This window comes from Cohnella sp. SGD-V74, from assembly GCF_003001675.1.
Lineage (GTDB): Bacteria > Bacillota > Bacilli > Paenibacillales > Paenibacillaceae > Cohnella.
Map to the genome: position 1 here is coordinate 271,287 of NZ_PVYW01000005.1, position 16,073 is coordinate 287,359.

The 16,073-nt window shown below is 57.8% G+C and carries 14 protein-coding genes; 11 read left to right on the plus strand and 3 right to left on the minus strand.

Features of this window, described 5'->3' with window-relative positions; translation table 11 throughout:
- Positions 1 to 130 precede the first annotated feature (130 nt).
- Positions 131 to 1,309 (plus strand): glucosaminidase domain-containing protein, encoded by a 1,179-nt coding sequence (locus B0G52_RS10385; protein WP_094043841.1) that lies wholly within the window; start codon positions 131 to 133, stop codon positions 1,307 to 1,309.
- Here the strand turns inward: B0G52_RS10385 and B0G52_RS10390 are convergent.
- The 3 genes from B0G52_RS10390 to desA all read right to left on the minus strand — a co-directional run bounded on the left by B0G52_RS10390 (position 1,302) and on the right by desA (position 4,185).
- Complete coding sequence (locus B0G52_RS10390) at positions 1,302 to 1,907, minus strand: response regulator transcription factor (protein ID WP_094043843.1); 606 nt, start codon at positions 1,905 to 1,907, stop codon at positions 1,302 to 1,304. The genes B0G52_RS10385 and B0G52_RS10390 overlap by 8 nt on opposite strands.
- A complete protein-coding gene (locus tag B0G52_RS10395) occupies positions 1,904 to 3,049 on the minus strand; it encodes a sensor histidine kinase (protein WP_094043845.1) in 1,146 nt (381 codons plus the stop codon). Before B0G52_RS10395 ends, B0G52_RS10390 begins: the two co-directional genes overlap by 4 nt.
- A 71-nt stretch (positions 3,050 to 3,120) precedes the next feature.
- Positions 3,121 to 4,185, minus strand: coding sequence for a Delta(5) desaturase DesA (gene desA, locus B0G52_RS10400; RefSeq protein WP_094043847.1), 1,065 nt, complete (start codon positions 4,183 to 4,185; stop codon positions 3,121 to 3,123).
- 184 nt (positions 4,186 to 4,369) lie between these two features.
- On the opposite strand from desA, the gene B0G52_RS10405 reads away from it, so the two are divergent.
- The 10 genes from B0G52_RS10405 to B0G52_RS10450 all read left to right on the plus strand — a co-directional run bounded on the left by B0G52_RS10405 (position 4,370) and on the right by B0G52_RS10450 (position 15,899).
- The gene (locus tag B0G52_RS10405) at positions 4,370 to 6,649 is read left to right on the plus strand and encodes an ATP-binding protein (RefSeq protein WP_233162544.1); all 2,280 of its coding nucleotides are present in this window, start codon (positions 4,370 to 4,372) and stop codon (positions 6,647 to 6,649) included.
- 78 nt (positions 6,650 to 6,727) lie between these two features.
- Positions 6,728 to 7,909: an MFS transporter gene (locus tag B0G52_RS10410; RefSeq protein ID WP_094043849.1), complete on the plus strand. Its 1,182-nt coding sequence runs from the start codon at positions 6,728 to 6,730 to the stop codon at positions 7,907 to 7,909.
- 25 nt (positions 7,910 to 7,934) lie between these two features.
- On the plus strand, positions 7,935 to 9,473 hold the full coding sequence (locus B0G52_RS10415) for an AraC family transcriptional regulator (RefSeq protein ID WP_094043851.1): 1,539 nt from the start codon (positions 7,935 to 7,937) through the stop codon (positions 9,471 to 9,473).
- Between the two features lie 106 nt (positions 9,474 to 9,579).
- Complete coding sequence (locus tag B0G52_RS10420; protein ID WP_094043853.1) at positions 9,580 to 10,530, plus strand: ABC transporter permease; 951 nt, start codon at positions 9,580 to 9,582, stop codon at positions 10,528 to 10,530.
- On the plus strand, positions 10,523 to 11,473 hold the full coding sequence (locus tag B0G52_RS10425) for an iron chelate uptake ABC transporter family permease subunit (protein ID WP_094043855.1): 951 nt from the start codon (positions 10,523 to 10,525) through the stop codon (positions 11,471 to 11,473). The genes B0G52_RS10420 and B0G52_RS10425 overlap by 8 nt, the downstream gene beginning before the upstream one ends.
- Complete coding sequence (locus tag B0G52_RS10430) at positions 11,470 to 12,228, plus strand: iron ABC transporter ATP-binding protein (RefSeq protein WP_094043857.1); 759 nt, start codon at positions 11,470 to 11,472, stop codon at positions 12,226 to 12,228. Before B0G52_RS10425 ends, B0G52_RS10430 begins: the two co-directional genes overlap by 4 nt.
- 67 nt (positions 12,229 to 12,295) lie before the next feature.
- On the plus strand, positions 12,296 to 13,312 hold the full coding sequence (locus B0G52_RS10435; RefSeq protein WP_233162547.1) for a siderophore ABC transporter substrate-binding protein: 1,017 nt from the start codon (positions 12,296 to 12,298) through the stop codon (positions 13,310 to 13,312).
- Positions 13,313 to 13,337: 25 nt separating this feature from the next.
- Complete coding sequence (locus B0G52_RS10440) at positions 13,338 to 13,664, plus strand: antibiotic biosynthesis monooxygenase (protein WP_094043859.1); 327 nt, start codon at positions 13,338 to 13,340, stop codon at positions 13,662 to 13,664.
- Between the two features lie 157 nt (positions 13,665 to 13,821).
- Positions 13,822 to 14,178: a hypothetical protein gene (locus tag B0G52_RS10445; protein WP_198960621.1), complete on the plus strand. Its 357-nt coding sequence runs from the start codon at positions 13,822 to 13,824 to the stop codon at positions 14,176 to 14,178.
- Between the two features lie 2 nt (positions 14,179 to 14,180).
- Entirely contained in the window at positions 14,181 to 15,899 is a 1,719-nt protein-coding gene (locus B0G52_RS10450; RefSeq protein WP_094043861.1) for an ABC transporter ATP-binding protein, read from the plus strand.
- The last annotated feature ends 174 nt before the right edge of the window (positions 15,900 to 16,073 follow it).

Below are 16,073 nucleotides of genomic sequence, written 5' to 3' on the forward strand. Positions count from 1 at the left end.
TTTTTTAATCGACAAATTAACAATTAATATTCGCATAAAGAATGACAAGCTTTTCATTCGCATATATGTACAATCAAACCAAATAACTGCGGGCAGCCATCACCAATTTTGACGGAAGAGGTGCATTTGGATGCGTAGGAACACCTTTCGCAAGTGGGTCGCGTACATCGTTAGCGCGGCATTGACGATGACTTTGGGAATCAGTTGGTTAACTACGGACGCCAATCATACGAACGCGAATACAAGCTTCACGTTCCATTCCCCGGTTTGGCCGATCGGCCAAAACTCCCCGTTCGTTCTCCCCGCCGCGGAGAAATTGCATGCCGCGGAAGCAGCCGGGAATGCCGACTCCGAACCGGAGACCGCGGCGGCCGGCGAAGCGCAGGCCGACCCCCGAGAGCTTACTTTCGAGTACGAAACGATCGCCTCGCTGGACCGTTTCCAGTCCGCTGCGGTCGCCGCGACAACCGGAGATATCGCCAAAAATCCCGATAAGGAAGTACATATCGCAGTATCCAGAGCGCCGCAAACGCAAATCTACGAGGTTACGGCCTACTTTCTTAACGTCAGGACAAACGCTTATTCGAAATCGAAAATCAAATCCGTGGTGCAAAAAGGAACCCGTCTGGAAATCGTGTCGGAGACGCCGGGCGGTTGGCTGAGAATCAAAGGGGGAGGCTATGTGCACGGGGATTATGCGCAACCCGTAGAGGATGCGGGGGCTGTCGCTGCCGCCGCCATGCTGTGGACGGCGCTGCCGGACACCGAGCCGAACGCCCCGGAAGCGGAGCCGAAGGCGGAAGAGCCCAAAGCGGAAGATGCGAAGACGGAGCAGCCGAAGGCCGAAGAGCCGTCGAAGGCTCCCGTGCAGCCGAGCTCCAAAGTGGAGACCGAATCGGGGCTGACCGAGGAGGATATCGCTCTTATTTTCAAAGGGACGGATCTGGCCGGACACGGGCTGGAGGAAGCGATTCTGGAAGTGGAGGAGACGTACGGGATCAACGCCTTGTTCACGATCGCCGTCATGAAGCTGGAGAGCGGCAACGGCAGCAGCAGATTGGCGAAAAACAAAAACAACCTGTTCGGCTTGAACGCGACAGGCCCGGACCCTCACCGCAAAGCGTTCGCGTTCGAGACGAAAGGGGACAGCGTCAAGAAGTTCGGGCAGCTGCTGGCCGACAAATACGTGGATAAAGGGTATACGACGATCGAGAAGATCGCGACCAAGTATTGTCCCGCGAATTCCAAATGGCCGAGTCTGGTGAAGAACATTATGAAGAAGGACTACAAGAAGCTGAACGTTATTTGAACCAGCCTTTCTCGTTGAATCTTTTGATCGCCTCGACCCGGTTGCTGACGTCGAGCTTGTCGAGGATCACGGAGATATAGTTCCGTATCGTTCCGGTCGTCAGGAACAGCTCGGTCGCGATTTCCTTCGTGTTTTTGCCGTCGGCGATCAGCCCGAGCACTTCCTTCTCCCGATCGGTCAGCGGGTTGCCCTGGTCTCCGCGGTAAGCCTCGTCGACCAGCTCCGGGGCATAGACGCGGCGGCCTGCCAGCACGCTGCGGATCGTGCTCGCGAGCTCCTCGCTGGGGCTGTCCTTAAGCAAGTATCCGCCCACGCCGGCCTTGACGGCGCGCTCGAAATAACCGGTGCGGGCGAACGTCGTCAGGATGATGACTTTGCAGTCCGTTTCCTTTAATTGTTCGGCGGCTTCGAGACCGCTGAGCCCGGGCATCTCGATGTCCATGATGCAGACGTCCGGTCGGAGCTGGCGCACGAGCTCGACCGCGGATGCGCCGTCGGACGCCTTGCCGACGACCTCCATGTCTTCCTCGAGATCGAGCAGGGAACCCAGGGCTCCGAGCAGCATTCGTTGATCTTCGGCGATGACGATTCGAATCATGGCGAATCCTCCTTATTGGGGCGCTGCGCAATGAGCGGGATCGTGGCGACGACGGTCGTGCCTTCGCCGGTCGCGAGTCCCAACGTCCCGTTAACGAATTCGAGCCGCTCCTTCATGCCTTGCAGGCCGTGGCCCTGCCTGAAGTTGAGCCGTTCGGGACGGCTGGCGCCGTTATCGTGAACTTTCATGACGACTTCGGTATCGTTCTGGCTGAAGGAAACCGCGCACTCCGACGCTCCGCTGTGCTTGACTACATTATTGACGGCTTCCTTCAGGCACATGCTGAGCACGTTCTCGGTCAGCAAGGGGACGCCTTGCAGCGCGGGATTGCCCTCCAGTTTGAATTCAATCTGCGCCGCGAGCAGAATCTGCTTGATCCGATCCAACTCGTCCTCCAGGCGCGTGCCTCTCATCTCCGAGACGAGCAAGCGGACTTCTTGCAGCGCGGTTCTGGCCGTGTGCTGAACGTCTTTGATCTCGGCGCGCGCGCGTTCGGGATTGGCGGCGATCAGCTTGTGCGCCAGATCGCTCTTGAGACCGATCAGCGACAGCTTCTGTCCGAGCGTATCGTGAAGATCGCGGGCGATGCGCTGGCGTTCCTCCAGCTTGACGAGCTCGGAGATGCGCTGGTTGGCGTCTTTGAGCTGCTCCTGCAGCTCGCCCTGCTTGTTGCGGTTGTAGCTGCCGAGAGGGAGCAGGATGGCCCCGAGCAGGCTGATCAGAATGAACGGCGTCTGCGTGATGAAAAACTTGTCCTGCATAATGAATCCGACGTTCACGGCGATCAGGCTCGTGGCGATATGGATCGTATACAGCGTAATGAAGCCGGCTTTGTTCTGGACGTTGCCGATGAAGAACGCCAGGAAGAAAGCGAAGTAAGCGTAGCTGAACAGCAGCGTCATCGCGATCGAGATGGCGATCTGCACGCCCATCCCAACGTAAACCGGCCAACCTTTGGCATTCAAGGTCAGCCGGTAGCAGAAGAAGAACAGCACGATCATCAGAATGCCCGCGGCGATCTCTATGTTCGATGAGGAGCGGAAAATAAAATAAAACGGCAAAATGCAGAACATCAGCCAGACGTAAGGACTGATTCCGGTCGTTTTCGGGAAAATCTGAATTCGTCTGAGTCTCTTGTACATCTATAACGCTCCCAATGTCGACAATGGCCTTCTCACGGTTATTTTACCATAAGAAGGCCGATCGGCGACGATTATGCGACTTCGTTGTCAGGCGCGGGTTCCGGTGCCGGTTCCGCGGAGCGGACGTTCGTTTTGGCGCCCCCCAGCAAATGCTTGATTTGTCCGAACGTGACGAAATCCTTTTTCTGTTCATCCCACAGCTTGAACTTCAGCGAGGCGAAGCTGGATTTCAGCGTTACGGTCGTCGCATGCTGAAGCGGAGGGACGGAATTGTGCGCTTCTTCGAGCAAGTAGTTGGGCACTCTCGGGCTCAGATGGTGAACGTGGTGGAAGCCGATGTTGCCGGTCAGCCACTGAAGCGCCTTCGGCAGCTTGTAGTACGAGCTGCCTTCGACGGCGGCTTTCACATAGCTCCATTCCGCATCGTGCTCGTAATAGGTTTCCTCGAATTGATGCTGCACGTAGAACAGCCAGATGCCGGCGGCTCCGGACAGCCAGAAGATCGGAAGCTGAACGAGCAGGAACGATTGCCAGCCGAGCGCCCAGATGAGCAGGCTGTACAGGACGATAATGCCGACGTTCGTGATCCGGGTGTTCCAACGTTCGGCGCGTCGGGCGTCTTTGCGATTAAACCGGTATTCGAGCAAGAATACGGCGAACGGACCGATTCCGAACATGACGAGCGGATTGCGGTAGACGCGGTACCGAATTCTCGTCCACAGGGATGCGGCCACGTATTCGTCTACCGTCAGCAGCCACATGTCGCCTACTCCGCGCTTGTCGAGATTGCTGCTGGTGGAGTGGTGGATAGAGTGGCTGTGTTTCCATTGGTGGTAAGGGAACAACGTCAATATTCCCGTGAGCGTGCCGACGATTTCGTTCGCCTTGCGGCTCTTGAAGAACGATTGGTGGCAGCAGTCGTGAAACACGATGAAGGTGCGGATCAGGAATCCGGATGCCAGCACGATAAACGGCACGGCAAGCCAGTACGATACGGACAGACTCCAATAAGCCGCGGCCCATAGCAGGACGAACGGCGGGATCGTATTTACCAGTTGCATGACGCTGGCTTTCGTGTTCGCTTTTTCATAGGGGGAAACGCTCTTCTTTAATTGCGCGGTGTTCGAAGCGGCCATTAAGATCCTCCTTGCGCAAAAGTGATATTCTCATTGTAGGGGAAGCCGAGGTCCGCCGTTAGTCATAAGTGTCAGCAATCGGACATGACAAATGTCATGTCGAAGGATTTTGCCGCAGGAAAGAGGAAATCCGTCGAACGATGTCTAAATGTAATAGGATCAACCAGATCCGGAGGCAAGGTTCGTGTCCATTAAAGTCAAGCTGTCGCTGCTGATTTCACTGATCGCAACGATTATTTTGTCGCTGAATATATCGATTTACTATTACTCGTCCAAGCATGAGATGGAGAACGGCCTGCGGCAGGAAATGCTGACGATCGCCAAGCAGATCGGCACCAACCTGGACGCCGCGGAGAAGTCGAAGCGGCTGATGGAGGCCATGATCGGGGAGAAGCTGCGGACGGTGGCGATCGCGGCCAAGAACGAGCTCGATCCGCGGCTCGACCGGGTTCGGAACGAACAGCTGGCGGAACTGAGCGGCAAGTTCGGCGTCGAGCATATTTCGCTGTGGAAGCGGACGGAGGACGACATCAAGGTGCTCCGTTCCTCCGATCCGAAGGAACTGAACATGGGCTCGAAGACGATGGATTACTGGTACGCGGCGTTTAACCAGCTGTTGGACGACGGCCAGGTGACGATCGAGCAAGGACAGAAGCTGAACCATTATTGGTCGGGCCCGTACCAGTATGCTTCCTCCGATCCGGACCGGATTCACAAGTGGGGGTACTACTACGACGGAACGACCGATTACATCATTAACCCTTACGTGAACGCGCAAGTGTTTCTTGACTACGAGAACAAGATCGGGACGAACGCGCTTATTCGCAGCGTCATGTCCGGCAACGAGGACATTTTGGCGATTACGGGCTTCGATCCCGAATTTTTCGGCAAGCCTCAGATCGTCAAGATGAAGAAGGGCAAGCCCGTTCGCAATCTCGACGTCCTGGACGTGCCGTTCGGCGAATACGCCTACGCGGACAAGGAGAAGGATGTTGCTTTCGTCAAGCAGGCGGCGGAGACCGGAGAAGTGGCAACGGCCAAGTTCAAGGCCGAAGGCAGGGAAGTGTTCAAGAGCTTCATTCCGCTGCAGGATGAGAAACGCTACGTCGTCAGCGTCATTTTCGACTACGGATCGATCAGGGAGGCGTTGGACCATCAGCTGTTTCTGCTCGCGGCCATCTCCGCCGGACTTCTCATTCTCGTCTGGATAACCAGCTATTTCATCTCGGGAGCGATGATTCGGCCGCTGCGGCATATCGTCGATTACGTCAACGAAATCGCGGTCGGCCGATTCGGAAGCCGAATCGAGGTGCGCAGCCGCGACGAGCTTGGCACGCTGTCTTCGCGGGTGAACGCGATGGCGGACAACTTGCAGACGTATATGGGCAAGCTGAGGGATTCGGCGGAGGAGCTCCGGAGCACGAAGGAATACTTGGAATCGTTCGTCAACCATACTTCGGACGCCATTCACGTCACGGATTTGCACGGAGCGGCGATCCAGGCGAACAAGGCGTTCGAAACGATCTACGGCTGGTGTCCCGAAGACGTGCTCGGTCGGGAGCCGTCGATCGTCCCGGACGATCTGAAGGCGGAGTACGAGGCGATCCGCGCCCGCGTGGCGACCGGCGAATCGGTCACGGACTTCGAGACGGTTCGCCTGACGAAGGCAGGGGAGCGCATCGACGTCAGCATCACGGTATCGCCGATCAGGGACGAACGGGAAGAGGTCGTGGCGATCGCGGAAATCTCACGGAACATCACGGCGAGGAAGCAGGCGGAGGAGGCGATCCGGCGCACCGAGAAGCTGTCGGTCATCGGGCAGCTCGCCGCGGGCGTGGCCCACGAAATCCGCAATCCGCTGACGACGCTGAGCGGCTTCGTCCAGCTGGGCCAGAAGCAGGGGGCGCTGCCTGCCTCGTACTTGGACATCATGCTTCCCGAGCTGGACCGGATCAACTTGATCGTCAGCGAATTTCTCGTGCTGGCCAAGCCGCAGATCATCCAATTCAAGCCGACCGATCTGTCGGAGCTGCTGAACGACCTGATCTCGCTGCTCGAACCGCAGGCAAGTCTCGTGAACGTCCACTTCCGGACGAGCATCGCGGACAACGTTGGCCCGATCGTATGCGACGGGAATCAGTTGAAGCAGGTGTTCATCAACGTGATCAAGAATAGCCTGGAAGCGATGGAGGAGAGCGGTGGAGAAATCGGGATCGAGCTGTTCCGCGAAGAGGAGACCGCGACCGTTCGGGTGACCGATCAGGGCAGGGGCATCGCGGAAGAGCATATGGACAGACTCGGGGAGCCGTTCTTCACCAGCAAATCTTCCGGCAACGGGCTGGGCCTCATGGTCAGCCAGCACATCATCGCCAATCACAAAGGCACGATGAGCTTCCGCAGCAAGCCCGGGGTCGGGACGTGCGTGGAGATCCGGCTGCCGGGTTCGGCGCTGCTTCCGGCCTGAGCCGTTGCAGCGTCCGGTACGGCTGGACGCGAGATAAAAGTTAGAGCGGTTTAACTTTAGGGTGGGAGTTAACGATTCTTGAGAGTTGCATCCGATTTTCGGCGATTTATACGAATTCGCTGGGCATGGGCGCTCGTGGCGGCGATGTTCCTGTACGGCATCGGCGTCGGGGTTCTCGCGCCGATGAACGCCATCTATATGAAGGACGGCATCGGCTTGACGAAGGCGCAGATCACCTGGGTGTTCAGCAGCTCGCTGCTGCTGAACATGCTGCTGACCGTGGCTGCGGGATTGTTCAGCGACCGGTTGAGAAGGCGGAAGGCGATTCCGATGGTTGCGGCGGCCTTGTGCGCCTGCGGCCTGCTCGTCTACATGCGGGCGGACGGCTTCGCGCCGGCTCTGATCGGCATGGCGCTTGCGAGCGCGCCGTCCGGCATGATCATGGGCCAGATGTTCGCGATGGCCCGCAACCATTATACCCGTTGGGCGCCGGACATCGTGGAGATCTCGCAGTTGTGGCTGCGGGCGACGTTCAGCGTCGGCTTCTTCTCGGGCCTGCTCGTCGGGGCGAACGTCTATCTGTTCGCGTCTTTCCGCGGCGTGCTGTGGGGCAATCTGCTTGGTTATGTCGCGTTGTTCTCGCTGCTGCTGTTGTACCGCGAGGTCGAGACGGAGCCGGGAGCGAAGCGGGCGGCGGGAGGAGAACCGTATTCCCTGGCCATGCTGATCGCGCTGCTGCTGCTCTCCTGCGCCGACGCGATCCGCGGGCTTTACTTGCCGCTTGTCGTCAGCGGGAAGTTCGGAGATCCCCGTTACGCCTCCTATCTGTGGAGCGCCCAGGCGGTGTTCGAGCTGCTGTTTATGACAATGGCAGGGTATTGGGCGGCGAAATACGGCAGCAAGCGGCTTATCCTGTACGCGGCCATCGGCGCTTTCGTCACCTATATCGTTTATGCGCAGACGGATTCGCTTGCGGTGTATTTTACGATGCAGCCGGTGTATTCCTTCTTCGTATCCGTTCTGCTCGGAGTGGCGATGGGGTACGTGCAGCGCATGTTCATTCATCGCGCAGGCTTCGGAGCCAGCCTGTACGTCTTCATCACCCAGACCGCGTCGCTCGTCGGCTACATGCTGCCGCTTGTCGTCCCGGGCATCTCCGCGGACATCTTCTATATTCCCGCCGGTCTCGTGCTGATCTCCGTTGCGATTCAATGCGTCGTGTTGCTGAGGGAAAGAACTGTCGGATACAATAGGGGATAATCTTGAGCACGGGAGAGATTCAGACATGCATACCGCGGGCTTCGCGCCGCTTCAATACCAAGGCTCCGACGAGCTGCAGCTTGCCGGAGGGGATCGGGTCGGTCTGCCGGCGCATGCGAGCGACCGGTTCGGCATCTGTCTCCATGCCGATCTCAGGGCGGCATTGGACGACCCCAGGGGACGGGCGGTCCGAATCCCGGCCGGAGAAATGTTCCATCTGCCGGCAGGCCGGGCGGCCGCGATCGAGCAGCTCTCGTCGGGACGGGCCTCTCTGCTGCTTGTCTCTTTCAGCGGACTGTCGCGCGAAGAGAAGGAGGGAGGTCGAATGGCTCCCGGGGGCATCCAGCGTTTTCGCGTTCCCCAGATGAAGAATTGGGTGTCCGAATTCACTGGAACGCTGGCCGCGGATTGGAGCCTGCCGGACTACTACCAGGCCCAATCTCGCCTGTACGCGATCGCGTCCGCCTATACGAACGCTCGCCTGCATCCGGCGCGCGACGAGGCGGAGCTGACCGATTGCCTGGAGCAGACGCGCCAGAGAATCCGCGACAACTACGACGCGGCGCTGGATATGGAAGAGCTGGCTAGAAATTCGGGCGTCAGCTCGACCCGTTTCTACAAAATGTTCCGCAAGATGACGGGCTTAAGCCCGCTGAAGTATTTGACCACGAGAAGGCTGTCCGCTTCACTTCGCCTGTTGGCCGATCCGAACGTCAGCGTCACGGAAGCGGCGCACTCGGTCGGGTATCCGGACGAATATTATTTCAGCAGACTGTTCAAGAAGCAGATGGGGCTGACGCCGACGGACTACGCCTCGCGGGCGCAGGTGTCCGTCGCGGCCCTCTGCGCAATTTTCCGGGGCGACTTGGCCGTGCTCGGCATTACGCCTCGCGTTACGCTGACGAGAGACTGGGATCTGGAGACGGACAATCTGGAGCAGTATTTGCAAGAGATCCGGGAGGCCAGGCCGGACCGTATTTTGTCCGGCCCGCTGGCGGACGACTTGATCGCCGAGCTGCGGACGATCGCGCCGCTGACCGTGTATCGTTGGCACGACCATTCCTGGAAGAAGCGGTTGGCGGATTTCGCGGAGCTGCTCGGACTGGAGAGCGTGGCGCGGCGCTGGCTCGCCGACTTCGAGAGCAAGTCGGACAACGCGAGGCAGCACGTCGAGGAGCGGCTGCAGGATACGCCATTTCTGATTGTCGGCGTTCGTCAAGGCAATTTTCGGGTGTACGGCAAGCTCAGGCGCAAGTTCACCGACTTGCTCTACGACGAACTGCATTTTCAGGCGCCTCCGGCGGCGGACGAGATCGGATTTCTGGACAAGCCGGACGTGCGCGAGGTGATGGAGCTGAACAGCGAGCACGTGCTGTTCCTGATCGAATTTCCGGCGGACGACGAGTTCTGCGCCGGGCTGGAGAGGCAATGGAAGAGCAAGCCAGGGGAAAGGCGCTGCATGTTCATCCGGCTGGGAGAGCCGTTTCTGTACAATGCCGAGATGCACGAGCGGCTCGTCGATCAGATCGTCGACTACTTGTTTTCCGACGATCGAACCAAATAGAAATGTCCATGGAGAAATCGAAATGTCCATTCCGGTTTCTCTTTTTTTATGTAAAATGGGAAAAGTACATGCAAATGAGAATCATTATCACGAAGAGAGAGTCGCAATGAAAATCGGTTATTTATGGGTCGCGCTTATCGTACTTTCGTTTACTTCCTTGTTCGTCGGCGTATCCAGCCTGACCCCGCTCGATCTGTTCCGAATGACGGATTATCAGTGGGAGATTATGTGGATCAGCCGCATTCCGAGACTGGTCAGCATTCTGATCGCCGGAGTGGGGATGAGCGTCATCGGCCTGATCATGCAGCAGCTCGCGCGGAACAAATTCGTCTCGCCGACGACGGCGGGAACGACGGATTCCGCAAGCCTGGGCGTGCTGATCGCGATTTTGCTGTTCCCGGGAGCTTCGCCGCTGTTTAAGATCGTCGTTGCGTTCGCGTTCGCGCTCGGCGGCACGATGCTGTTCATGCGGATTCTGAACCGGATTCAATTCCGCGATCCGATCCTGATCGCGCTCGTAGGCTTGATGTTCGGCGGCATCGTCGGATCGATCACCACTTTCCTGGCGCTCAAGTACAATCTGCTGCAAAGCGTGAACAGCTGGCTGTTCGGCGACTTCTCTTCCATCCTGAAGGGAAAATACGAAATGCTCTACGTCAGCCTGCCGCTCATCGCGCTGGCCTATCTGTACGCGAACCGATTTACGATCGCGGGGATGGGGGAGGAGTTCGCGGTGAATCTGGGGCTGAAGTATCGCCAGGTCGTCCATCTCGGGCTCGGCATCGTCGCCCTCGTGGCCGCGGTCATCCTGCTGACGGTCGGCTCCCTGCCTTTCCTGGGACTGATCATCCCCAACATCGTTTCTCTGTACAAGGGCGACAACCTGCGAAGCAGTCTTCCGCATACGGCATTGCTGGGAGCGGTATTCGTGCTCGCCTGCGATATTCTCGGCCGGATTATCATCTATCCGTACGAGATTTCGATCGGCCTGATGGTCGGCGTGATCGGCAGCGGCATCTTCCTCTACTTGCTGTTAAGGAGGAAGAACCATGCGTGATTCATGGAAGCTGGCCGCGCTCGCGGCGCTTGCGATCGGCCTGATCGCCCTGTTCATGACGATCGACGGCAGCGGCAACTGGGACTACATACTGCCGCGGCGCGCGAAGAAAATAGCGGCCATTATTCTGACCGGAGCGGCCATCTCGATCTCGACCGTCGTCTTCCAGACGCTGACGAACAACAAAATCCTGACGCCGACGCTCATGGGTCTCGACTCCATGTACTTGCTGCTGCAGACGGCGATCGTGTTCCTCTTCGGCTCCACCGTGCTTACGTCGATGGCGAAAAACGTGCAGTTCGCTCTGGCCGTCGGCTTGATGATGCTGTTCGCGGGGGTGCTCTACAAGCTTCTCTTCAAGAGAGAAGGCAACCATCTCTACTTCCTGCTGCTCGTCGGCATTATTTGCGGGACGTTCTTCTCGAGCATCGCCAGCTTTATGCAGATGCTGCTCGACCCGAACGACTTCATGGTCGTTCAGGATAAAATGTTCGCCAGCTTCAACAACATGAATACCGACGTGCTGATCGTGTCCGTCGTTCTCGTGCTGCTGGTGCTGCTGATCTTCTACCGGGACTTCAAGTATTTGGACGTCATGGCGCTGGGCAAGGAACACTCGGTCAATCTGGGCGTTCCGCACGACCGCATCACGAAGCGGCTGCTCGTCGCGGTCGCGCTGCTCGTCGCGGTGTCGACGGCGCTCGTCGGTCCGGTCACTTTTCTCGGCCTGCTCGTCTCGAACGTCGCGTATCGGCTGCTGAGCACGTTCCGTCACCAAGTCGTGATCGCGGGCACCGTATTGATCAGCATCGTCGCCTTGGTAGGCGGCCAACTGATCGTCGAGAGGGTGTTCACTTTCTCTACGACGCTTAGCGTCATTCTCAATTTCATCGGCGGAATCTACTTCCTATACTTGTTGTTGAAGGAGAGCAAGGCAACGTGATTGAAGCAAAAGGCATTACGAAGCGCTACGGGGACAAGCACGGCATACACGAGGTTACGGCCTCGATCGCGAAAGGCAAAATTACGTCCTTCATCGGACCGAACGGCGCGGGCAAGAGCACGCTGCTGTCCGTCATCAGCAGGCTGCTGGCCCCCGACGCGGGGGAGGTGCGGATCGACGGCTTGGATGTCGGCAAGACGGACAGCGCGGAGCTGGCCCGCAAAATCTCGATCCTGAAGCAGGCGAACACGATCAACGTCCGTCTGACCGTGCTGGACCTCGTCCAGTTCGGCCGCTTTCCTCACAGCAAGGGCAGGCTGAACGCCGAGGATCGTAAGCACGTCGAAGCCTCGATCCGTTACATGGAGCTCGAAGAGCTGCAGGACAAATATTTGGACCAGCTCAGCGGCGGGCAGAAGCAGCGGGCGTTCATCGCGATGGTGCTCGCGCAGGATACCGAATACATTTTGCTCGACGAGCCGCTGAACAACCTGGACATGAAGCATTCCGTCCAGATTATGAAGGTGCTGCGCCGCTTGACCGACGAGCTGGGCAAGACGATCGTGCTCGTCCTTCACGACATCAACTTCGCTTCGGCTTATTCCGACTATATCGTCGCGATGAGAGAAGGAACGATCGTCAGATCGGGACCGACGGACGAGATGATCGATACGGCGGTGCTGAAGGACATTTACGATATGCACATTCCGATCCACGTCGTGGACGGGAAAAAAGTGTGCGTCTATTTCTCTTGAGTTATATTGGTTTGCTCTTGCAAGCCGAATGACTATATAAAAATATATTTCTTAGGAGTGGTCTATTGTGAAGAAAGCATTCTCCCTCATTCTGATGTCCGTCATGGCGATCGCGATTCTCGCCGCATGCGGATCCAAAAACAATAACGAAGGCGCCGCGAGCCCTTCGGCCAGCCCGGCCGCGTCTCCGAGCGCATCCGCGTCTGCGTCCGAATCCGCCAGCCCTTCCGAGTCCGCGGCTCCGGCCGAAGTGACGATTACGCACGCCCTCGGCACGGCCGTCGTCAAGACGAATCCGGAGAAGGTCGTCGTGTTCGACTACGGCACGCTCGATACGCTCGGCAAGCTGGGCATCGAAGTGCTGGCGCTGCCCAAGGCGTCGATCCCGGGCAATCTGTCTCAATACGACGACGCGAAATACGAAGATGCGGGCACCTTGTTCGAGCCGGACTTCGAGAAGCTGAACAAGCTGAAGCCGGACGTCATCTTCATCGGCGGCAGAACCGGCGAAGCCTACGAAGAGCTGAACAAAATCGCTCCGACGATCCAGATGTCGGTCGACTTCTCCAACTATTTGGATTCTTTCAAAAACAACGCCAACATTATCGGACAAATTTTCGGCAAGGAAGCCGAAGTTTCCGCGGCAATCGCGGAGTACGACGCGGCCGTGGCGGATTTGCAAGGCAAGGCGTCCGGCGCGGGCAAAGCCTTGATCGTGCTGACGACGGGCGGCAAAATCAGCGCTTACGGACCGGGCTCGCGCTTCGGCAGCATCCACGATATTTTCGGCTTTGCTCCGGTTGACGCCGATATCAAGGTCGATACGCACGGCAACAGCATCTCCAACGAATACATCGCCGAGAAAAACCCGGACGTCCTGTTTGTCGTCGACCGCGACGCGGTCGTCAGCGGCGACGGCGCTTCTCCGGCCAAAGAAGTGATCGAGAACGACCTCGTGAAGAAAACGAACGCCTACAAAAACGGCAAAATCGTCTATCTTAACCCGAACTTCTGGTATTTGTCCGGCGGCGGCCTGAATACGGAATTGGAGATGGTCAAAGAGGCGGCCCAGGCTGTACAATAAAAAGGATTACAAGGAGGAGTAGCCGATGCTTATTCAGACGAGAACGATCGCGGTGCAGAAGGGGAACGCAGACAAAGTTGTCGAGAGATTCAGCCAGGAAGGCGTTCTCGATGAACGGGAAGGTCTGATCGACATTACCGTTATGACGAACAAGCGGAGCAAGGACATCGACGAAGTCGTCGTCATCATTCGCTGGGAGTCCGAGGAAGCCTGGAAAAACTGGGAGAAGAGCCCCGAGCACATTCAAGGGCACCGCAATAGCAAAGGTCAAACTCCTCCAGACTACGTCATCAGCACGACCGTCAACATGTACGACGTGAACAAAGTCAGGACGGGGAAATTCGGACAATAGTCCCGGACGGACCGGAGAGACGAAGGGCATGCTTATTCCGCGAGCGCAACGGCGGGAAGGGCATGCCCTTTAAAATAAGTTGACGACCGCCTGATTTTCGTATACATTTGTATACATAACGAACTGTATACATTTGTATACGAAGGAGGGACAGCCAATGAGAATGGGACATCGCGAAGAGGGCGGCGGCCGCGGGCACCGAGGGGAGTCTCACGGACACGGACATGGGCATCGCGGTTCGCGGGGCTTTCAGGGCGGACATGAGGCCCGGGGCGCGCAGACGTTCAGGAGGGGCCGCGTTCTGATGTTTCTGGAGCAGTTGAGAGTCAAGCGCGCGACGCTGGCCAGACAGCTCGCGCAGCCGGAGTTCGAGGCCATTCGGCCGGTGCTGTCGGGAGAGCTGAAAGCGTTGGATCAGGTTATCGAAGAGTACGTCCATCTGTTCGATCTTCAAGAGGTCGGAGAGGAGCCGGCGCCGCGAGGTCCGGCTGACGAAGGAGAGGGGAACAATTAACGATGCTTCGCAGGTTTTTCTCGTATTATCGTCCTTATAAAGGTTTATTCATTCTCGATTTTACTTGCGCGGTGATCGCGGGGCTGCTCGAGCTGGGCTTTCCGCTGGCGGTCCGCGCCTTCATCGACGATCTGCTGCCGAACGGCGATTGGCAGATGATCGTACTGGCCAGCGTCGGCTTGCTCGGAGTCTATGCGCTCAACACGGTGCTGAACTATATCGTCACCTATTGGGGGCACATGCTGGGCATCAACATCGAGACCGACATGCGCCGGAAAATGTTCGATCACATCCAGAAGCTGTCGTTCCGGTTTTTCGACAATCACAAGACCGGGCATCTCGTCGGCCGGGTGACGAACGATCTGAACGACATCGGGGAGATCGCCCATCACGGCCCCGAGGACATTTTCATCGCGATCATGACGCTGGCGGGCTCCTTCACGCTGATGGCTTACATCAACCTGGAGCTGGCGCTGCTTACGTTCATCATCATTCCGATCATGGCTTGGCTGATTATCGTGTTCGGAGGCAAGATGACGAGCACGTACCAGCGGCTGTTCGGCAACGTCGGCAGCTTTAACGCCCGGATCGAGGAGAACGTAGGCGGCATTCGCGTCGTGCAGTCGTTCGCCAACGAAGAGCACGAGAAGAAGCTGTTCTCCGTCGACAACCGCAATTTCCGCGAGACGAAGCTGCTCGCCTACAAGACGATGGCCAAGAGCTTCTCGGTTTCTTACATGCTGATGCGGCTGATTACGATATTCGTGATGGTGTGCGGAGCTTGGTTTTTCATCGACGGTCGGATCGAGCTTGGGGAATTTATGGCGTTCCTGCTGCTGTCTAACATTTTCTTCCGGCCGATCGAGAAGATCAACGCCGTGATCGAGAGTTATCCGAAAGGAATTGCCGGCTTTAAGCGCTATGTCGAGGTCATCGACACGGAGCCGGACATCGTGGACGCCAAGGACGCCGTAGAGGTCGATACGCTGCGCGGCGACATCCGCTTCGAGAACGTGTCGTTCGGCTACGAGGAAGGGCGGGACGTGCTCAAGGGAGTCGACCTGTCCATCCGCGCGGGGGAGACGATCGCCTTCGTCGGACCTTCGGGCGCCGGCAAGACGACGATCTGCAGCCTGCTGCCGCGATTCTATGACGTCACGGGGGGAAGCATTACCGTTGACGGCATGGACATTCGCAACCTGACGCTGAAGTCGCTGCGCCGCAACATCGGCATCGTCCAGCAGGACGTCTTCCTGTTCTCGGGCTCGATCCGCGAGAATATCGCTTACGGCGATCTGAAGGCGACCGACGAGCAGATCTGGGAGGCGGCCAGACGGGCTTCGCTTGAGGACATGATCAAGCAGCTTCCGGAAGGAATGAACACGATCATCGGCGAGCGCGGCGTCAAGCTGTCCGGCGGCCAGAAGCAGCGGATGGCGATTGCGCGGATGTTCCTGAAGAACCCGCCGATCCTCATCCTCGACGAAGCGACGTCGGCGCTCGACACCGAGACCGAAGCCGCGATCCAGCAGTCGCTGTCCGAGCTGTCTGTTGGCCGCACGACGCTCGTCATCGCGCACCGGCTGGCGACGATCAAGAACGCCGACCGCATCATCGTCGTCGACGAGAACGGCATCGCCGAGCAGGGCAGCCACAGCGATCTGATCGCGTCCGGCGGCATCTACAGCCGGCTTCATCAGGCTCAGTATCAGCACGCTTGAGTCGATCTCGATATCGTCCTAATAAGCGATCAGGCAAGGGGCTGTTCCATAAGCATTTTAAGTTGCTGTGAAAGATAATCGATGATAAAAGTGCAAGGGGTATGTACCTCCTTCCGATGCTATACGCTCCTGAAACCTGAATGGGTAAACCCGTTAATCGGTGGTTTCAGGAGC